Source organism: Nostoc sp. (genome assembly GCF_036919675.1).
Classification (GTDB): Bacteria; Cyanobacteriota; Cyanobacteriia; order Cyanobacteriales; family Nostocaceae; genus Nostoc.
Genome location: NZ_JBALCP010000084.1, coordinates 1 through 16,860, shown reverse-complemented (window position 1 = coordinate 16,860; position 16,860 = coordinate 1). Strand labels below are relative to the sequence as shown.

General features: G+C 41.1%; 4 protein-coding genes and 2 pseudogenes. 3 read left to right on the top strand and 3 right to left on the bottom strand.

Translation table 11 applies throughout. From position 1 onward, the window contains the following. Position 1: 1 nt before the first annotated feature. Together V7K49_RS18515 and V7K49_RS18510 are read right to left on the bottom strand one after the other, a co-directional pair. Positions 2 to 7,993: an amino acid adenylation domain-containing protein gene (locus tag V7K49_RS18515; RefSeq protein ID WP_335206773.1), complete on the bottom strand. Its 7,992-nt coding sequence runs from the start codon at positions 7,991 to 7,993 to the stop codon at positions 2 to 4. After that, positions 7,990 to 12,297: an SDR family NAD(P)-dependent oxidoreductase gene (locus tag V7K49_RS18510; RefSeq protein WP_335206772.1), complete on the bottom strand. Its 4,308-nt coding sequence runs from the start codon at positions 12,295 to 12,297 to the stop codon at positions 7,990 to 7,992. Before V7K49_RS18510 ends, V7K49_RS18515 begins: the two co-directional genes overlap by 4 nt. 1,555 nt (positions 12,298 to 13,852) lie before the next feature. On the opposite strand from V7K49_RS18510, the pseudogene V7K49_RS18505 reads away from it, so the two are divergent. Next, positions 13,853 to 14,299 (top strand): annotated as a pseudogene (locus V7K49_RS18505) (MvdC family ATP-grasp ribosomal peptide maturase); the annotation flags it as partial. Positions 14,300 to 14,388: 89 nt separating this feature from the next. Next, positions 14,389 to 15,366: an MvdD family ATP-grasp ribosomal peptide maturase gene (locus V7K49_RS18500; protein WP_335206771.1), complete on the top strand. Its 978-nt coding sequence runs from the start codon at positions 14,389 to 14,391 to the stop codon at positions 15,364 to 15,366. Positions 15,367 to 15,589: 223 nt separating this feature from the next. Here the strand turns inward: V7K49_RS18500 and V7K49_RS18495 are convergent. After that, positions 15,590 to 16,006: pseudogene (locus V7K49_RS18495) on the bottom strand (IS5 family transposase); the annotation flags it as partial. A 266-nt stretch (positions 16,007 to 16,272) separates the two neighbouring features. Between V7K49_RS18495 and V7K49_RS18490 the strand changes: the two are divergent. Beyond that, the gene (locus V7K49_RS18490) at positions 16,273 to 16,797 is read left to right on the top strand and encodes a hypothetical protein (protein WP_335206769.1); all 525 of its coding nucleotides are present in this window, start codon (positions 16,273 to 16,275) and stop codon (positions 16,795 to 16,797) included. Positions 16,798 to 16,860 lie beyond the last annotated feature (63 nt).

Genomic DNA, 16,860 nt, shown 5'->3' with positions numbered 1-16,860 from the left:
CTCAAAACTCCACTACCTCACTACCAATTTCTTTAACTGATAAATTTTGTGTTACCAAATTCACTGCTTCTATGTAGGCTGCTATCCCCGCTACTGTGGGAGACTCAAACATCATCTGTATAGATATATAAAGCCCAAAAGCTGAGTTAATCTCTGAAAGAACTTGGGTAGCTAGTAAAGAATGACCACCCAGATCAAAGAAGTTGTCCTTAACGCCAATACGTTCAACTCCCAAAACTTGGCTCCAGATTCGAGCCAGTTGAGCTTCAATTGGGGTGCGAGGTAAAATAAAGCCAGTAGAAAGATTTCTTGTGGCTGTATCAGGTGAAGGCAGGGCGCGGCGATCTACTTTGCCATTGAGGGTTAACGGCAGGGCATTGAGGACGACAAAAGCCTGTGGCATCATGTAATCGGGTAGCTTTTGTTGGATATGTTCACGCAGCTGCGGTACTAGTTTCTGAACTAATTTGCCCCGTAGAGGATTGTTAGTATAGTCAGTCCAAGGTTTATTAGTGACTGTTGAAGTCTCCCAAAAAGCAATTTGTGCGTCAGACACTTCAGCTTTTCTACCTCGGCTTCTCTGCGAGACGCTACGCGAACGCTCGGCACAAGTCAGTGCAAGTGTCTGCGTCGAATTATGGCGGCAGAACAGCACATCATAGCAACCATCCTGACTACTCTCCCACCAACTTAGATTAACCGTGTAACCAAATTGTTGCCCCAAGTTGTAAAACTGCTCTGGATTGACCCCCAGTGTTGGCTGTTGTGCTAGGAACTGCCGCAGTTGTCCCACTGTTTCTACAGCCGGGGGATGTTCCAACCATTGCCAAACTTGTAGTGCTTGCTGTACCCTTTGATTCGGTACGCGTCTGATTGCCAACACTTGGGGCTGTTCCTGTTGCAATCGATTTTGAATTTGTGTCAATGAAAGCTTGTCGAGTTGCCAATTTAACCAAGGAACTGCCGTTTTTGGGACATCAATACCTACGTACAGGGTAACATCATAGCGGAATTGAGTTAACTCATTTTGAGCGTTACCGCCTTTGGGCTGAATCTCTACCCAAGTAATTTGAGGAAAGCGTGTCTGGAGGGCGATGAAGAAACTGGGGTCGATAACTAATTCTTCCTCAACAGCAACACTCTGATTTACCATTCGCTGCCATTGCTCAACAGTTCTATCTTCAGCAGCTTGGAACAACTGCACAGCTGCATGATATGGCTCTAGTAATGGCAAACTGCGGATATCGCCCATGAATAGTTTACCCTGAGTGCCAATTGCTGCCATTGCTCCTTCTATTACCTGCAACAAATACTCAACACCGGGGAAATACTGCACTACAGAGTTTAAAATAACAGTGTCGAATTCAGCTTTGGGGATACCTTCAAAGTTGTCAGCCATTTGGTGCAGCAGTTGCACATGAGCTAGACCATCAACTGTGGAGCATATCTGCTTAACGTGCTTGATTGCGGCGATAGAATAATCACATCCCCAATACTGTTGGCAGTGCTTGGCAACGCGAGATAATAGTAAACCCGTTCCACAACCAATTTCTAGTACCCGTTGCGGAAAACCAGCCAGAATGCGGCTAACTGTACTTTCAACCCACTCCTGCATTTCCCAATCTGGGATGGGTTGTCTGGTATAACTACTGTTCCAACCAGTAATATTGAACGTGAGGTCATCTGTAGATGCTTGGTTTTGGCTATAGGCTTGTTCATAGAGCATTTGCCAGTCACTAACGTACTCGCTCTGCCATTGGGCAACCTGCTGGGGTAATGTTTTGTGATGAACAGCAGGCACTAAGTAAGCCACAAGACGTTTACTTCGATTTAGCTCAGTACAAGTATCCCCAGGGGTATCTTCTCTGACGACGACTACACTCTCCTGTACTAAGGGGTGTTGATTTAAAACCGCTTCAATTTCCCCTAATTCGATACGGAAGCCCCGAATTTTCACTTGATTGTCGATTCGTCCTAAGTACTCTAACTCGCCATTGGGCAAGTAACGCGCCCTATCCCCTGTTTTGTATAGTCGTGCTTGAGGGTTGTTGCTAAAAGGATTAGAGATAAACCGTTGTTCTGTGAGTTCGGGACGATTGACATAGCCGCGTGTCACTCCAGCACCACTAACGTACATCTCACCTGGAACACCAATCGGTACTGGCTGTTTATATTCATCCAGTACATACACTTGTAAGTCGGGAATCGGACGACCAATCACACTTGCCGCACCATTTAAATCAGCTTTGCTCAAGGGACGATAAGTAACATGTACGGTGGTTTCGGTGATCCCGTACATATTTACTAACTGGGGCATCTGGTCGCCGTGGCGTTCAAACCAAGGTTGCAAACTCGATAGTTCTAAGGCTTCCCCACCGAAAATTACTAAGCGTAAGTTCAAATCGCCAGCAGTTGCGATCGCCTGTTCAGCTTGAATTAACTGGCGGAAGGCTGAAGGTGTTTGATTGAGAATTGTGACTTTTTCTTGACACAATAATTTATAGAAGGATTCAGGCGATCGCGTCACTAAATAAGGCACGACTACCAACCGTCCACCATACAGTAATGCACCCCAAATTTCCCAAACGGAAAAGTCGAAAGCATAAGAGTGGAACAGTGTCCATACATCTTGGGAATTGAAGTTATACCAAGAGTTTGTTGCTGCAAACAGACGAGTTACATTATTGTGATTGACTAAAACGCCTTTGGGCTTACCTGTAGAACCTGAAGTGTAGATGACATAAGCTAAATTATCGCGGGTTACAGTCTTTTCCAGGTTTGAGGAGTTGTTTTGAGCTATTGTTTCCCAGTCAGTGTCTAAGCAAACGACATACGCTTGATTTTTAGACGTTGCATACAACGTTTCTACAAATTGCTGTTGAGTTAAAAGCACCGATACTTGAGCATCTTCTAACATAAAGCTCAAACGCTCTTGGGGATACTCTGGGTCAATAGGTACATAAGCACCACCTGCCTTGAGAATCCCTAACAGTCCCACAATCATTTCTAAAGAACGCTCTACGCAAATGCCTACTAGCACATCTGCTCCCACACCCAAAGAACGTAAGTAATGCGCTAATTGGTTAGCGCGGCAGTTTAATTCACGGTATGTAAGTTGTTGATTTTTATACACTACCGCCACCGCATCGGGAGTACGCGCTACCTGCTCATCAAACAACTGATGGATACACTTATCTTGGGGATAATCTACTCCTGTATCGTTCCACTCCACTAACAGTTGATGACGCTCTTGCTGTGTGAGCCAGGGTAGTAAAGCTACTGGCTGCTGTGGATTTGCAGCGATCGCCACGAACAAATTCTGGAAATGCTGCATCATGCGGGCGATCGTTATCCCATCAAATAAATCGGTGCTGTAACAGCAAAAGCCCTCAAGACCTTCTGGAGTTTCCCAGAAGTGTACTTCCAGGTCAAACCGCACGGCATCAAGTTCCCAAGGCATTTCTTCCACCTTTAAACCAGGTAAATCCCAAGGGGAAGTAGGAGCATTCTGGAGAGTAAAAATCACCTGTACCAATGGGTTGTGAGCCAGGTTTCGCTCCAATTGCAACTTTTCGACTAACATCTCAAAGGGCAAATCTTGATGGTCGTAAGCGTTTTGAGTCACCTGTCGTACTTGCGTCAATAAGTCTGCAAAGGTCGGTTCTTTTGATAAGTCGAACCTCAGTGCTAAGATATTGACAAAAAATCCAATTAATCCTTCGATTTCTTTGCGGTTGCGATTGGCAATTGGGGAGCCAACTAGAAGATCCGTTTGTCCACTGTAGCGAGACATTAACACCACAAAACCCGCCAGCAGTGTCATAAACAAAGTGCTTCCTGACTCTTGGCTCAGTAGTCTGAGCGCAGAAGTTAGCTTGCTATCTAGTTTAAACTGCTCTGTTGCTCCCCTAAAAGTCTGGATGGTTGGGCGGAGGCGGTCTGTAGGCACTTCCAACAAAGGGAGCGCTCCTGCTAACTGTTGCTTCCAGTAGCTTAACTGACGCTCTAGTACCTCATTTGTCAGCCATTGGCGTTGCCATAAGGTAAAGTCAGCATATTGTACAGGTAATGGTAAGACAACTGAACTACCTGTGACATTGGCTCGATAATGGGCAGACAGTTCGCTGTTAACAACACCTAATGACCAACCGTCAGCAGCAATATGGTGGATGGCTATCAGTAATACATACTCCTGTTGAGCAACTTGCCACATCTTGACCCGCAACACAGGATCGTTAGCCAAATCAAATGGTTTGTATGCTTCTTTAATCGCTAGTTGCTCCACTAGTTGCCAAGGATCTGCCACATTTTGTAGATCCACTATTGGTAACTTGATGGTTATGTTGGGGTCGATTACTTGTACTAACTTCTCATTCTTAATCTCAAAGCGAGTACGCAGAACTTCATGTCGCTGCACAATCTCCTCAATTGCCTTTTCTAAGGCTTGAATATTGAGATTCCCCACCAAATGCAAGGGGAAATTTATCGTGTAAGCTCCACTTTCACCTTCTAATTGATGCAGAAACCACAGGCGTTCCTGCGCCCAAGATAGAGGTATGTCAAGTCTTGTGGAAACAGGCACAATCGGCGGTACTGTCAAACCCGAATTAGTTTGCAGTTCATTAGAGATGACTTCACTTAACTGAGCAACTGTTGGTGATTCAAATAAAGAACGCAACGATAACGAACTCCCAAAAGCTTCTGGTAAGCGAGAAATTATTTGGGTCACTAATAGCGAGTGTCCCCCTAATTCAAAGAAATTATTGTAAATGCCAACTGGCTCTACTTTGAGGACTTGCGCCCAAATTTGTGCCAACTTTTCTTCAATGGGGGTGCGCGGAGCTACATATTTATCTGCTATTTCACTGTATAAATCCGGTAGTGGTAATGCACGGCGGTCTACTTTGCCGTTGGGAGTTAGTGGTAAGGACTCCAAGATTACAAAAGCCGATGGCATCATGTAGTGAGGCAGTTTATCGGCAAGAAACTGACGTAGTTCGTCCTTGATGGATGTTACCTCTGTTTGCAGTACTACGTAGGCGAATAAGCGTTTATCACCAGTTGCATCTTCGTTGACAATCACACAACAGGTTTGCACATTTCCATGTTGGCTCAGTATTGCTTCAATTTCTCCCAACTCGATCCGAAAACCACGAATCTTCACCTGATTGTCAATGCGTCCCAGGTATTCGATATTGCCATCTGGTAAATAACGAACTAAATCCCCTGTTTTGTAAAGACGTTCAACTTTATTGAATAATTCAATTTCAATAAATGTTTCGGCGGTAGTTTCAGGTCGATGGAAATAGTCTCGTGCTAATCCTGCACCACCGATATGCAATTCTCCAGGTACACCAATGGGTACGGGTTGAAGATTTTTATCTAATATGTAAACTTGGGTATTAGCAATCGGACGACCGATAGGAATAGAGACATCCCAACTGAGTGACTTGGGGATTTGATAACAGCAAGTAAAAGTTGTATTTTCTGTGGGGCCGTAACCATTAATTAGTCGGCAATTTTCTACAGTTTGAAAAAATTTTTGGACATGAGTTACAGATAAAACATCACCACCTGCTAACAGTTGACGTAAGGGTTTTAAAGCTTCAATATTTTCATCTACTATTAAATGAAATAGACCCGCAGTTAGCCAAAGGGTAGTAATTTGGTATTGCTCAATAACTTGTCCTAATTCATTTATTGATGGGGTGTGGGCAGGGAATATTACAAGTTTTCCACCGTTAAGTAACGCTCCCCAAATTTCAAAAGTTGCAGCGTCGAAGGCGATAGGAGCAAATTGGAAAAATACTTCTTTTTCAGAAAAGCTTACATAGTCGTTTTCTTTAACTAATCGAACTACACCTCGGTGAATAATGCTCACACCTTTGGGTTGACCTGTAGAACCGCTCGTATACATTACATAAGCTAAGTTATCAGGCTTTATGCTAGTAGTCGGGTTCTGTTGTGTTTGTTGACTGATGATATCCCAGTTTGAGTCTAAGCAAATTATCCTAGCTTTGCGATCGCGTAGCGTCTCCTCTGGAGAATCGCCAAAGCCACGCCGAAAGCGATCGCTTAATTTCTCAACTAGTTTTTCTTGAGTCAATATCAGTGATAGCTGAGTGTCTTCGAGCATGAAGTGCAAACGCTCAGTCGGATACTCAGGGTCAAGTGGCACATAAGCCCCACCTGCTTTGAGAATTGCTAAGATTCCCACAATCATTAAGAGCGAGCGTTCTACACAAATACCTACCAGTACATCTGCTCCCACACCCAAAGAACGTAAGTAATGCGCTAATTGGTTAGCGCGGCAGTTTAATTCACGGTATGTAAGTTGTTGATTTTCAAAGACTATCGCTACTGCATCAGGATTGCGCTCTACTTGCTCTTCAAACAACTGATGGATACATTTTTGGGGATAGTCTGTTTGAGTACTATTCCATTCCACTAATAACTGATGCCGTTCTAATTGTGTTAGTAAAGAGAATTCTCCAACTCTCTGATTGGGTTCTCTAACTATTGTTTCTAACAAAGTCTGGAAATGACCCGTCATCCTAGCAATTGTATCTGCCTCAAACAGATCGCTGTTATATTCCCACGACCCAATTAATCCCTTTTGTGTCTGCCAAATCGAGAGGCTCAAATCGAACTGAGACGTACCCCGCTCTACCATCTCTGGGGTCAGACTAATATCAGGTAATTCTAAAGTATCGAGCGAAAAATTTTCTAAAACAAACACCACTTGAAACAGGGAATTATAGCTAAGAGAACGTTCTGGCTGTAGTGCTTCTACCACTTGCTCAAATGGTATATCTTGGTGTGCGTGGGCATCCCAAACAACAGAGCGGATTTGTTGGAGTAATTGAGAGAAACTAGGATTATCTTCGATTTGAGTACGCAACACTAAAGTATTGACAAAGCAGCCAATTAGTGGCTCAACTTCTTGACGATTGCGGTTAGCAAAAGGCGAACCGATACAAACATCATTTACACCGCTATAACGATGCAGTAAAACTGCAAAAGCGGCCAGCAGGGTCATAAACAAGGTGACACCTGACTTTTGGCTGAGGCTTAATAGTTGAGAGGTTAAATGCTCTGTTAGTTGAAATTTTTTAGTAGCACCAGAGAATGTCTGCACGGGTGGACGCGGATAATCAGTTGGCAACTTTAATAAAGGCGGTGCACCAGTTAACTGTTGTTTCCAGTAATCAAGTTGCTTTTGTTGAACTTCTTGAGTTAACCACTGGCGTTGCCAAAAGGTAAAATCAGCGTATTGTATAGTTAACTTTGGTAAAGGATTTGGTTGGTCTTTAGTAAAAGCTTGATAAAGAGCTTTTAACTCTTTGAAAAATATCCCCATTGACCAGCCATCGATAATGATGTGATGCATGGTCAAGATCAACAAGTGAGATTCTACTTCCTGACGCAGTAGAGTAACTCGCAACAAAGGAACACTACTCAAGTCAAAGGGTTTGCGAACCAATGAAGTGACTATTTGTTGCACTGAGGCTTTTGGTAAACCCTGTAAGTTCACCACAGGTATATTTATGGTAAAGGTAGGTGCAATCGCCTGAAAAGAGATGCCCTCTACCACAGCAAAGGTAGTTCGTAAGGCTTCATGACGGCGGATAATTTCGTTGATACTCTGTTCTAAGGCTGTGATTGAAAGCTTTCCAATAATCCGCAGTTGGAAACTTTCATTGTAAAATGGGCTTTCCTTATCTAGTTGAGAAAGAAACCATATCCTCTGTTGAGCGAAAGATAAAGGCAACTCCCTATCCCTGGCAACTGCTGCTAGAGGGAAAGAAGTAGATTGTGTAGCTATTTGAGCTTCTTTGAGAAAAGCAAGGATTTCTGTTTTCCGCTCTTTAAGTTCCTGCTGGATGACTGCTGTCATCACTCCTTTGGGAGCGCGACAGCCAAGTTGATCTCCGTCAATCCAGATTTTGACACCCTTGGTTTGCAGGTTAGCTAAAAACTCTTCTATTCTCATATCCTTACTTCCTCATATTCTTCTGCGATTGCCTCAATAGATCCACTCTGATTTTGAGTTAATCCTCGAATCGCCTCAATACTCTGGGCTAAACTAGCGATCGTGGGTGCTTTAAATAAACGTTGTAGAGACAACTCTAGAGAAAAATCTGCTTGTAACCGAGAAATTACTTGCCCAGCTAGTAGTGAATTTCCACCAAACTCAAAAAAGTTGTCATTAATACTTAAAGGTGGTACTTTTAGAACTTGCTGCCAACATTGAGCAATTTTGAACTCTATCTCGTTGCGTGGTTCTACTCGCTCCCTAATTTGCTGAGTATTAATTTTCTGAATTAGGCTGGTGCGATCGATTTCGCCGTTTTCGAGGCAAGGCATTTCCGGCAGTTGTACTAAATTGCAAGTACAAGAAGTTCCAAAGCGGTCTTGCACTTGCAAGTTTGGTAATTGAACAACCTCGTTACTACTAGAAGTGAAATAGGCAGTTAACTTCTCTAAATTAAAGGCTTGAGACTGCCAACGTTGAATATTTTGGTTACTACCATCCAAACCTATCAATATATTTTTTTGCTGATGTTGTAAGGTGGCAAGCATTGAAGATATTGCTTGGGAAGCAGACATGACATAGAAACCTTTGGCACGGATCAGATTCTTCATCTGATATCCCTGACTCATCCCTGTGTCATCCCACATACTCCAACTCAAACAATAGCTTGTTAATTTACTGTGGGAATTTTGGTAATCAGAAAAGCGATCGAGAAAACTATTGGCAGCAGCATAAGCACCGACAGCAGTACTACCAAAAAAACCGTGTGCTGAAGAAAAATTGATAAAAATGCTGTCTGCATTGTCTTTCACTAATTGATGCAACGTCCAAGCACCCAACATCTTGGGACGCAATACTACTGCTAAGTTCTCCTGAGTTTCTTCAAGTACCAGCTGCTCATGGAAAGTTCCAGCTAAATGAATTATTCCATCCAGATTTGTACTCCATCGGAATTTAGCTTTTTCAACTATTATCTGCAACTGTTTTAAGTCACAAATGTCAACAGCTTCGTAGATTACTTCTCCGCCAAGATGTTCTAGTTCCTGATAAACTTTCAGGGATTTTGCAGTAACATCTTCCCTCTCTAGATGAGCATTACAGGTACTTTTTTCAGGTAAAGGAGTTCTGCCAACCAACAGTAACTTAGCTTGGTAATGTTTCAGCAAATACCGCGCAATTTCAATACCTATACCACCAAGTCCTCCAGTGATTAAATAAGTTCCTCCTTGCTTGAAGGCAATTGAGGATTTAGGTTCGTTAGTCCAATCAACTTTTTTCAAACGAGGAACGAAACGCTGTCCATTTCTATATGCTATCTCTCGTTCTTTTGAGGAAACTTGTATCTCTTGTAAGATATAAGCTCCATTTTTTTCAACTTCAGCGAAAGGCAAATCAATGTGGCGACAGTTCAACCAAGGTAATTCTTGAGGAATCGTTTTCAATAGCCCTAATACTGCTGATTTCTCGTAACCGATTGGATCAGATGAGGAAATAGATTGAATATAAGAAGAAATAAATAGTAATTGAACAGAATTATCAGCACCCTGAAATTTGGCTAAAGCTTGAGTCAGGAACAATAAACTGTAGATGCTATGTTCTTGTGCTTGTTCGAGAGCATCAAGATTTTTGACTTCGCCAATATACTCGTCATAAGTCCATAAGTGAAGAATCTGTCCAATGATAATATTATCTGCTGCTAGAAATTCGATTAAAAGTTGGTAGTCCTTGGCTTGTCTGGGAGTAATTGTGTAGTGTGAGTGATTAATTTTTCGGAAATCTTCACTGGGTGAAACAGTTATATATGGCAGGTTATGTTCTAACAATATTTGACATAAATATGCCCCTAATCCGCAAGAATCTAGAAATACTAGAGTGGAATTAGTAATAGTTAAAACAGAATTAAAAGTAATGGGAGATTTGGGCTGCCACACTTGACGGTAGAACCAGTCGGCAATGGTATTAGCGTTACTCAGTAATATATCAAGTCGCTTAATAATTAATTTAAACTCACCTGCATTGAAACGCTGGCTAAGTTGCGATCGCTGGATTTTACCAATAGCGGTTTTAAGAATAATTTCTTTATCTACTGGAATTAAATAATCTGGATTTACTCCTACTTTATTGACAACAGAAGCGCGAACTTGCCTCAGCAGAACTAATAAATTGGCATCATCAGAAACAGAAGTATTAAAAAATATAGCTAATTTATCAGTATTGCTTCCTGGTTGTTTAACTGCACAGGCGGCTGTATATGAAACTTCTACATCTTTAAGTTCCTCAACAGCAGCTTCAATTTCGTGGCAGTAGTAATTGAGTCCATTGATAATAATGACATCTTTGAGCCGTCCAGTAATCGTTAAACGCCCTTGATCCAGAAATCCTAAATCACCTGTATTAAACCAACCATTGAGGGTAAAAACTTCTTGGTTCGCCTGTGGATTCTGATAGTAACCTCTAGTAACAGATGCACCTTTTACTTGCAGTCGCCCAATTATGCCTTCTAGAACTATTTGTTCATTTTCGTCAACAATTCGCAGTGAAGCACCAGCAATAGGAGACCCCAACTCTACAAATGAGGTGTTATCTAATGACGATTCTAGGGAAAAACTATTAGAGTAAGTGATACCAGAAGCGGTTTCGCACATCCCAAAGGCTGGATGAATCGTGTTGGTTGGTAAACCATAAGGGCGAAGCAGCTTTAAAAAATTCCTGGCTGTTTTAGTGACAATCGGCTCTCCAGCGTTGATTATGAACTTCATTGAGGATAAATCCCATTTCTGGCGCTCGATATCAAAAGCCTGATACCCTTCGCGCAGCGTTCCGTAGGAAAGATCGCCAAGGGCATCGCAGATTAGGGAAAAAGCAAAGTTAGGAGACCAACTAATCGTAGCTTGATGTTTATCAATCAAATCCAGCCACTTGAGCGGATTTTGCACAATTAAGTCAGTGGGTACATGGATTTGTTGGCAACCCAGACTAACAGCCATGATACTCAGAGATACCAATGCACCGACGTGATCCAGAGGCATCCAGTTTAAAACGCTTTCCTGGCTGGAGAAATGGCCCATTGAAACTAAGCCAGCCGTCATACTCAATAGATTGCGATGATTTAGTATTACACACTTGGGTATGCCAGTACTTCCAGAAGTTAACAACAAAATTGCTAAATCCTCTGGCTGACTTTGATGCAATTTAAAATCCGGTTCACACTCACGCAACTGATCGATAGTTGCAATTTGAAAGTTTTCTAAATTTAAAAGCCGGAAAAAACCATCAATGTTGGGAGCTAAAGAAGCACTCGTCAGTACAATCGGTTTTCCCAACAGTTGCCAAGCATTTTGGAGTTTGCTTGCGGTACTGTTGACTGGTTCGTAGGTAGGTGCGATAGACACTGGCACCGGCACAAAGCCCCCTAGCACACAACCCCAAAAGGCACAGATGAAATCTTGATTATCTTCTAGTTGAAAAATTACTTTATCTTGGGGCTTGAGTCCCAGCTTTCTCAATCCCGCTAAAATTCTTTGAGCATCTTGCCATAATTGGCGGTAAGACTGAATTTTCTCACTGCCATTAAGTTGAACATAAATGATACCTTTAGTTGAATTTTGAGCAGTTCGTTGCAGCACTTCTTGTAAACTTTTAGAAGTGTCTTCGGAGTATTGCAGAGATTCCCCGTGGCTAATGGCTAGCTTTTTTGACGAGTCAGAATTTTGATTTTCTATATTCTCATTAGGTATAACGGCTTGTACTTTTTGCAGGAGGCTATTTTCAAAAACATTTGTTAGAGACGTTGCCAGAGATATTGCTTGATTTTCGCCTAGTAAATTCTCTAAATGTAGAGTAGGAATAATCTTAATTTGAGGTTCAAAAACCACAGCAACGCGCTCAATTTCTGACAATGACTCTAGTTGCTTTTCTATATTAAGTATCAGGTCAGAGTCAATCAGTTCTAAAGTGGCTAGAGTCGCTTTGTCTAACTCTCCTTTATCTGTCAAGGGTATGGTAGAAACTAGTGCGATCGCCTTGGGGATGTATTCGCTGGGTAGAATTTTTTGCAAGTCAGATAACAATTGTTCTGGTATAAAAGAACCTGATGGAACTATATAAGCAACTAACTCTTGTTTTAACTTTTTTGTCTGCCTCTGGATTACTACACAATCGTCAACAGCTAAATCCGACCGAATAGCAACTTCCACTTCTCTACATATAAAATTCTTATTAATTGAATTTGCTAAAGGCAGACTATAGTTATCTAACTGCATTTGATTCTATATCCTTCTTGCTGTTGGCTTTTTCAGAATTATGCTTACTTAACTGCACTTTTGCTAATAATAGTAAGAGGTGACATTAAATAATAGCAGGCCATTAATAAAGACTAGTTTTATAATAGACCACACAACTTATTAATTGTTTGTTTTTTTTCTACAATCAGCCGAGCTGCTAATGCCTGTAGCTGACGAATATTTTCTGGTTTAGCGTTATCTGTTGCTTGCTGTTCACTGCTGGGGAATGTTTGAAAACGATAATAAAAACTTTTACTACCTTTATTACTCGGTTCAAATAATCGTTTTAATTCTCCGGTTACTACTTCACTACTACCGTCAAATACAATATTTAAAAGCGGTCTTCCCCATTACAACAGACCCGCAGTATCTGAGTATCGAATTTAATATTATACGGAGTATTGGCGGTTAAGAATGAGTGGTACTTTTTTTGATGACGGGTAGGCGTAATCCTCCGTAATTATCGATAGCCTCAAAGTTTTATTTTTACTTCCATATTTTACAAAATTTTAAGTAATATTATTTATGCTAGCTTGACTATCTAAATGCATTAGCTTCTGTATCTTTGCTTAAAGACCGCTCTTTGAGAATTAAAATTAGCTAACTTTAGTTTTGCTAAGAATGCTTAACATTACGTAAAAGCTACGTATTAAAATTATTCAGTATTAATCTAATTTAAGCAAACTTTTTTACCTTTGTTTTTTAACTTATACAGCTTACTATTCTCTCAGCTTCATAGCGGGAACTCAAGGAAAGTTAAGAAAGTTAAGTAGATATAGGACTTATATTTGATTTTTGAAAAAGCTCAGTACAACAGAAAGGCTTTTTTTCTGTTGCAAGAGTGCCTATTGCCTATTCCCTGCCTACACAAATCAGTAGGCTACGCCAAGCTGCGCTAATAGAAATCAAAGCAGATTCCTATTTTAGTTCTCAGTATTGCAGGAATTATTTTGTAGTCTGGTTGGCGCAAACTAATTTCCGGCTTCAAAATCAAGTAAAACGCACAAGCCAAGCGAGTTAACTTTGATATTTTTGAAGGAGGTAGGAGGCAGAAAGCAGAAGGTTCCGTTCAGAAGGGGTCTGAATCCCCTTCTGGACGCAGGGCTGATTTATCCCCTAAAAGGCGCTGATTTACAAGTATTTTAAGCAAAAAAATCAGGTGACTAAGAAATCTAATTCGACAAGAAAATGGCGCTCGCACTTAAATTTATCTGTTGAAATGGTAATTTTTCTTTTTCCTACCTTCCTAAACTTCTCGGCCATACTCTTGACAAAATCATGACCATTACGAATGAAACAGCCTGCTCCTGAACGGGAGCCACCAAATTGAAAATTTGGTGTTCTTATCTTATCTGGTCGCAGCTGTTCTACAGTACGGGCAGTTTTCCTTCTGTCTCCTGCCCGACGCTCTCTACGAGACGCTAAAAGCGAACGCGGACTCCTAACGCTGCGCTATCTGCCTCCTGCCTTCGTTGATAAAGTCAGTAGACCGAAAACTTCTGCAAGTATCAAACAATAGTAGTGTATGGAAGCTAACTCCTCTTTCTTTCTTTACACCAGCATCGTCAAAGAGGAAGACTTAGAAGATGCCGAGTCACTACGCTATTGCCCAATGGTTTTTCAAGAGCAAATCCCCAAGAAACAGGAATTACGAGTGGTGTATGTGAATGGCAATGTATTTGTAGGGGCGCTAAATGCGGATGTGTATGCAGCAGCTAAAGTTGATTGGCGTAAACCAGGTGTTGAGGTTGGCGCATGGCAACACCACCAGCTTCCTGATCAAATAATTCGTCGTATCAAAGCCTTTATGGGGAGATTTGGGTTGTTATTTGGAGCCTTAGATTTCATTCTCACACCATCAGGCGAATACGTCTTTTTGGAAATCACCCCTGTGGGAGAATGGGGAATGCTAGAGAAAGATTTAGACTTGCCTATTGCAAGTGCGATCGCACTTGCTCTTATTTATGAAAAAGCCGGATAGTTCTTCTAGTAAAGGTTTTAGCTTCAGTATTAAGTACTAAAGTCCTTACTACAAAATATAAAAACAAGTATTTTCGTTAACAATTTTTTATGACTGTATTAATAGTTACGTTTAGCCAAGATAACGAAAGCATTCCTTTAGTAATCAAAGAAATTGAGGCTAGAGGAGAAAAAGCATTTCGGTTTGACACAGACAGATATCCCACCGAAGTCAAGCTAGATATTTACTCTGGTGATACTGAACAGGTAATTATTACTGATGGCGAACAAAAGCTCGATTTGAGTGAAGTGTTCTCAGTTTGGTATCGGCGGATGCGCTATGGGCAGAAAATATCTAACTCAATGGACAAGCAATATAGAGATGCGTCAATTAACGAATGTCGCGCCACCGTCAGAGGTATGATTGCCAGCCTCCAAGGATTCCACTTTGATAAAATGTCAAATGTGGATCGGGCTAATAATAAGCAACTACAATTGCAAGTTGCACGAGAACTCGGACTTCTAACTCCACGTACCTTGACTTCAAATAATCCCGAAGCAGTCAAGCAGTTCGCTCAAGAGTGTCAGCAAGGTATAATCACCAAGATGCTTTCTTCCTTTGCTATCTATGATGAGCAGGGACGAGAAAACGTGGTGTTTACCACTCCAGTTACAGATGAGGATATGGAGAATATGGAAGGGCTGCGTTTTTGTCCGATGACATTTCAAGAAAACGTGCCCAAGGCGCTGGAGTTGCGGATAACTATCGTCGGACACCGCGTATTTACTGCCTCCGTAGACTCGCAAAGCTTGTCAGGATCTACTTACGACTGGCGTAAAGAGGGGCTAGCTTTAGGTAAGAATTGGCAACCATACAACTTGCCAGAAGATATTGAGAAAAAGCTGCTCAAACTAATGACTGAGTTTGGCTTAAACTATGGGGCAATTGATATTATTGTCACCCCCGATGGTCAGCATGTATTCCTCGAAGTTAATCCAGTCGGGGAATTTTTTTGGATGGAAATATATTCACCGCATTATCCCATCTCGCAAGCGATCGCAGAAGTATTACTAACTAATAAAAATTAGAGTATTATTTATTTTTTCTCCACCAGAAAGGTACTCAGTTAAAAGATATGTTTGTAGTAATGTTCTCTAGAGTAAAGTAGTAACCATATCTACATTACCTACAATTTTGGAAGTTAATAGTGAATTTTCTGATTAAAATTATTAATATTTAAGACCTTAACTTTAAATTAGGAAGTTCTTTATATTGGAGATAAAATCCTTGTGACAAACCTAGGGCGTGTCATCAATTCAACCAGATAACAGAGGCAGCCAAATAAATGGCACCCAAAAAGTTGTTGGCACGTTTATCATAGCGGGTGGCGATTGCCCGGTACTGCTTGAGCTTGGCAAAAAAGTTTTCGATCAGGTGGCGGGCCTTGTACAAGTCTTAATCGTAATCACGCGCTTTGGTGCGGTTACACTTGGACGGAATTACCACTGTCTTGCCTTGAGCCTGGAGTGGTTCAATTACTCTGTGATCAGCATCGTATGCTTTGTCAGCAAGTATGGTATCAGCTACTAACTCAGGTAATAGTTGGTCAGCTCCATCCAAATCACAAGCTTGTCCTGGGGTTAGATGAAAACTCAAAGGATTGCCCAAGGCATCTACTGTCGCATGAATCTTGGTACTCAATCCACCTTTGCTACGACCAATTGCTTCAGTAGATGCCTCCCGGGAGCAACACGATTTTCTGAAGTCGGGTAAAAACGAGTGAATATGCCCCACTCCGAAGGATGCGATCGCTAACCCGATAGTTCAGTAGATGAGTAAAATAGATACTGGTTAGATAGCTCAATACCTCAGTAATACTGAGAAAAATTTATCGTTATGATTGTTTAATTTTATGATGGAAACAAAAAAGTGTAGGATTCCTTTGGAGTAAAAGTTTTGAGATTTGATATCAAAACAGGGAATGACTACACTTCATGAATAAACATTTGAGTTTAGATTTAAGCACATTATTGTCAAACTTTAAAGAAAAAGTTACGAAATTTTTAGAAATAAAAAATCTGAGTGAATGGTCGGCTCAGACTTTTAAAGATAGAGAGGAAAAAATTAGAAACACGGCATTAAGTTTGGCGGGGGAATGTGTAGCAGTTTTATTAAACAAACTATCACAGTCCCAATCAGCTTTAAATACAGCAATCAGTCAAACAGAAAATATGTCAAATAAAGCATTCAGAAAGCATGGGAATTATACTAGACATATATTAACAGTTGGTCAGGTTAAAGTAACTCTTTCATTACCATATATGGTTGAGCGTCACCAACAATCACATCAAAAAGGTAAATATTTAAAGTTAGGATTCTGCCCCTTTCTAAAATGGTTAGGAATAGAAGAAGGATTAACACCCCATCTTTGGGCAACAGTTACAAAATATGGTGCAATAGCTGGTTCGTATGAAGCTGCACGTACTATAGAACTCTTGCATAAATATTTTGTGGTATGATCAAGGATTATTTTAATTTCAGTTTTTGGCAATTAAATAAAATAGTAAGAGTTGATAAAGTTT

Excerpts from the sequence above, each read along its gene's own strand:
- V7K49_RS18490 (WP_335206769.1), top strand. The coding sequence starts at position 16,273 with ATGAATAAACATTTGAGTTTAGATTTAAGCACATTATTGTCAAACTTT.
- V7K49_RS18510 (WP_335206772.1), bottom strand. The coding sequence starts at position 12,297 with ATGCAGTTAGATAACTATAGTCTGCCTTTAGCAAATTCAATTAATAAG.
- V7K49_RS18515 (WP_335206773.1), bottom strand. The coding sequence starts at position 7,993 with ATGAGAATAGAAGAGTTTTTAGCTAACCTGCAAACCAAGGGTGTCAAA.
- V7K49_RS18500 (WP_335206771.1), top strand. The coding sequence starts at position 14,389 with ATGACTGTATTAATAGTTACGTTTAGCCAAGATAACGAAAGCATTCCT.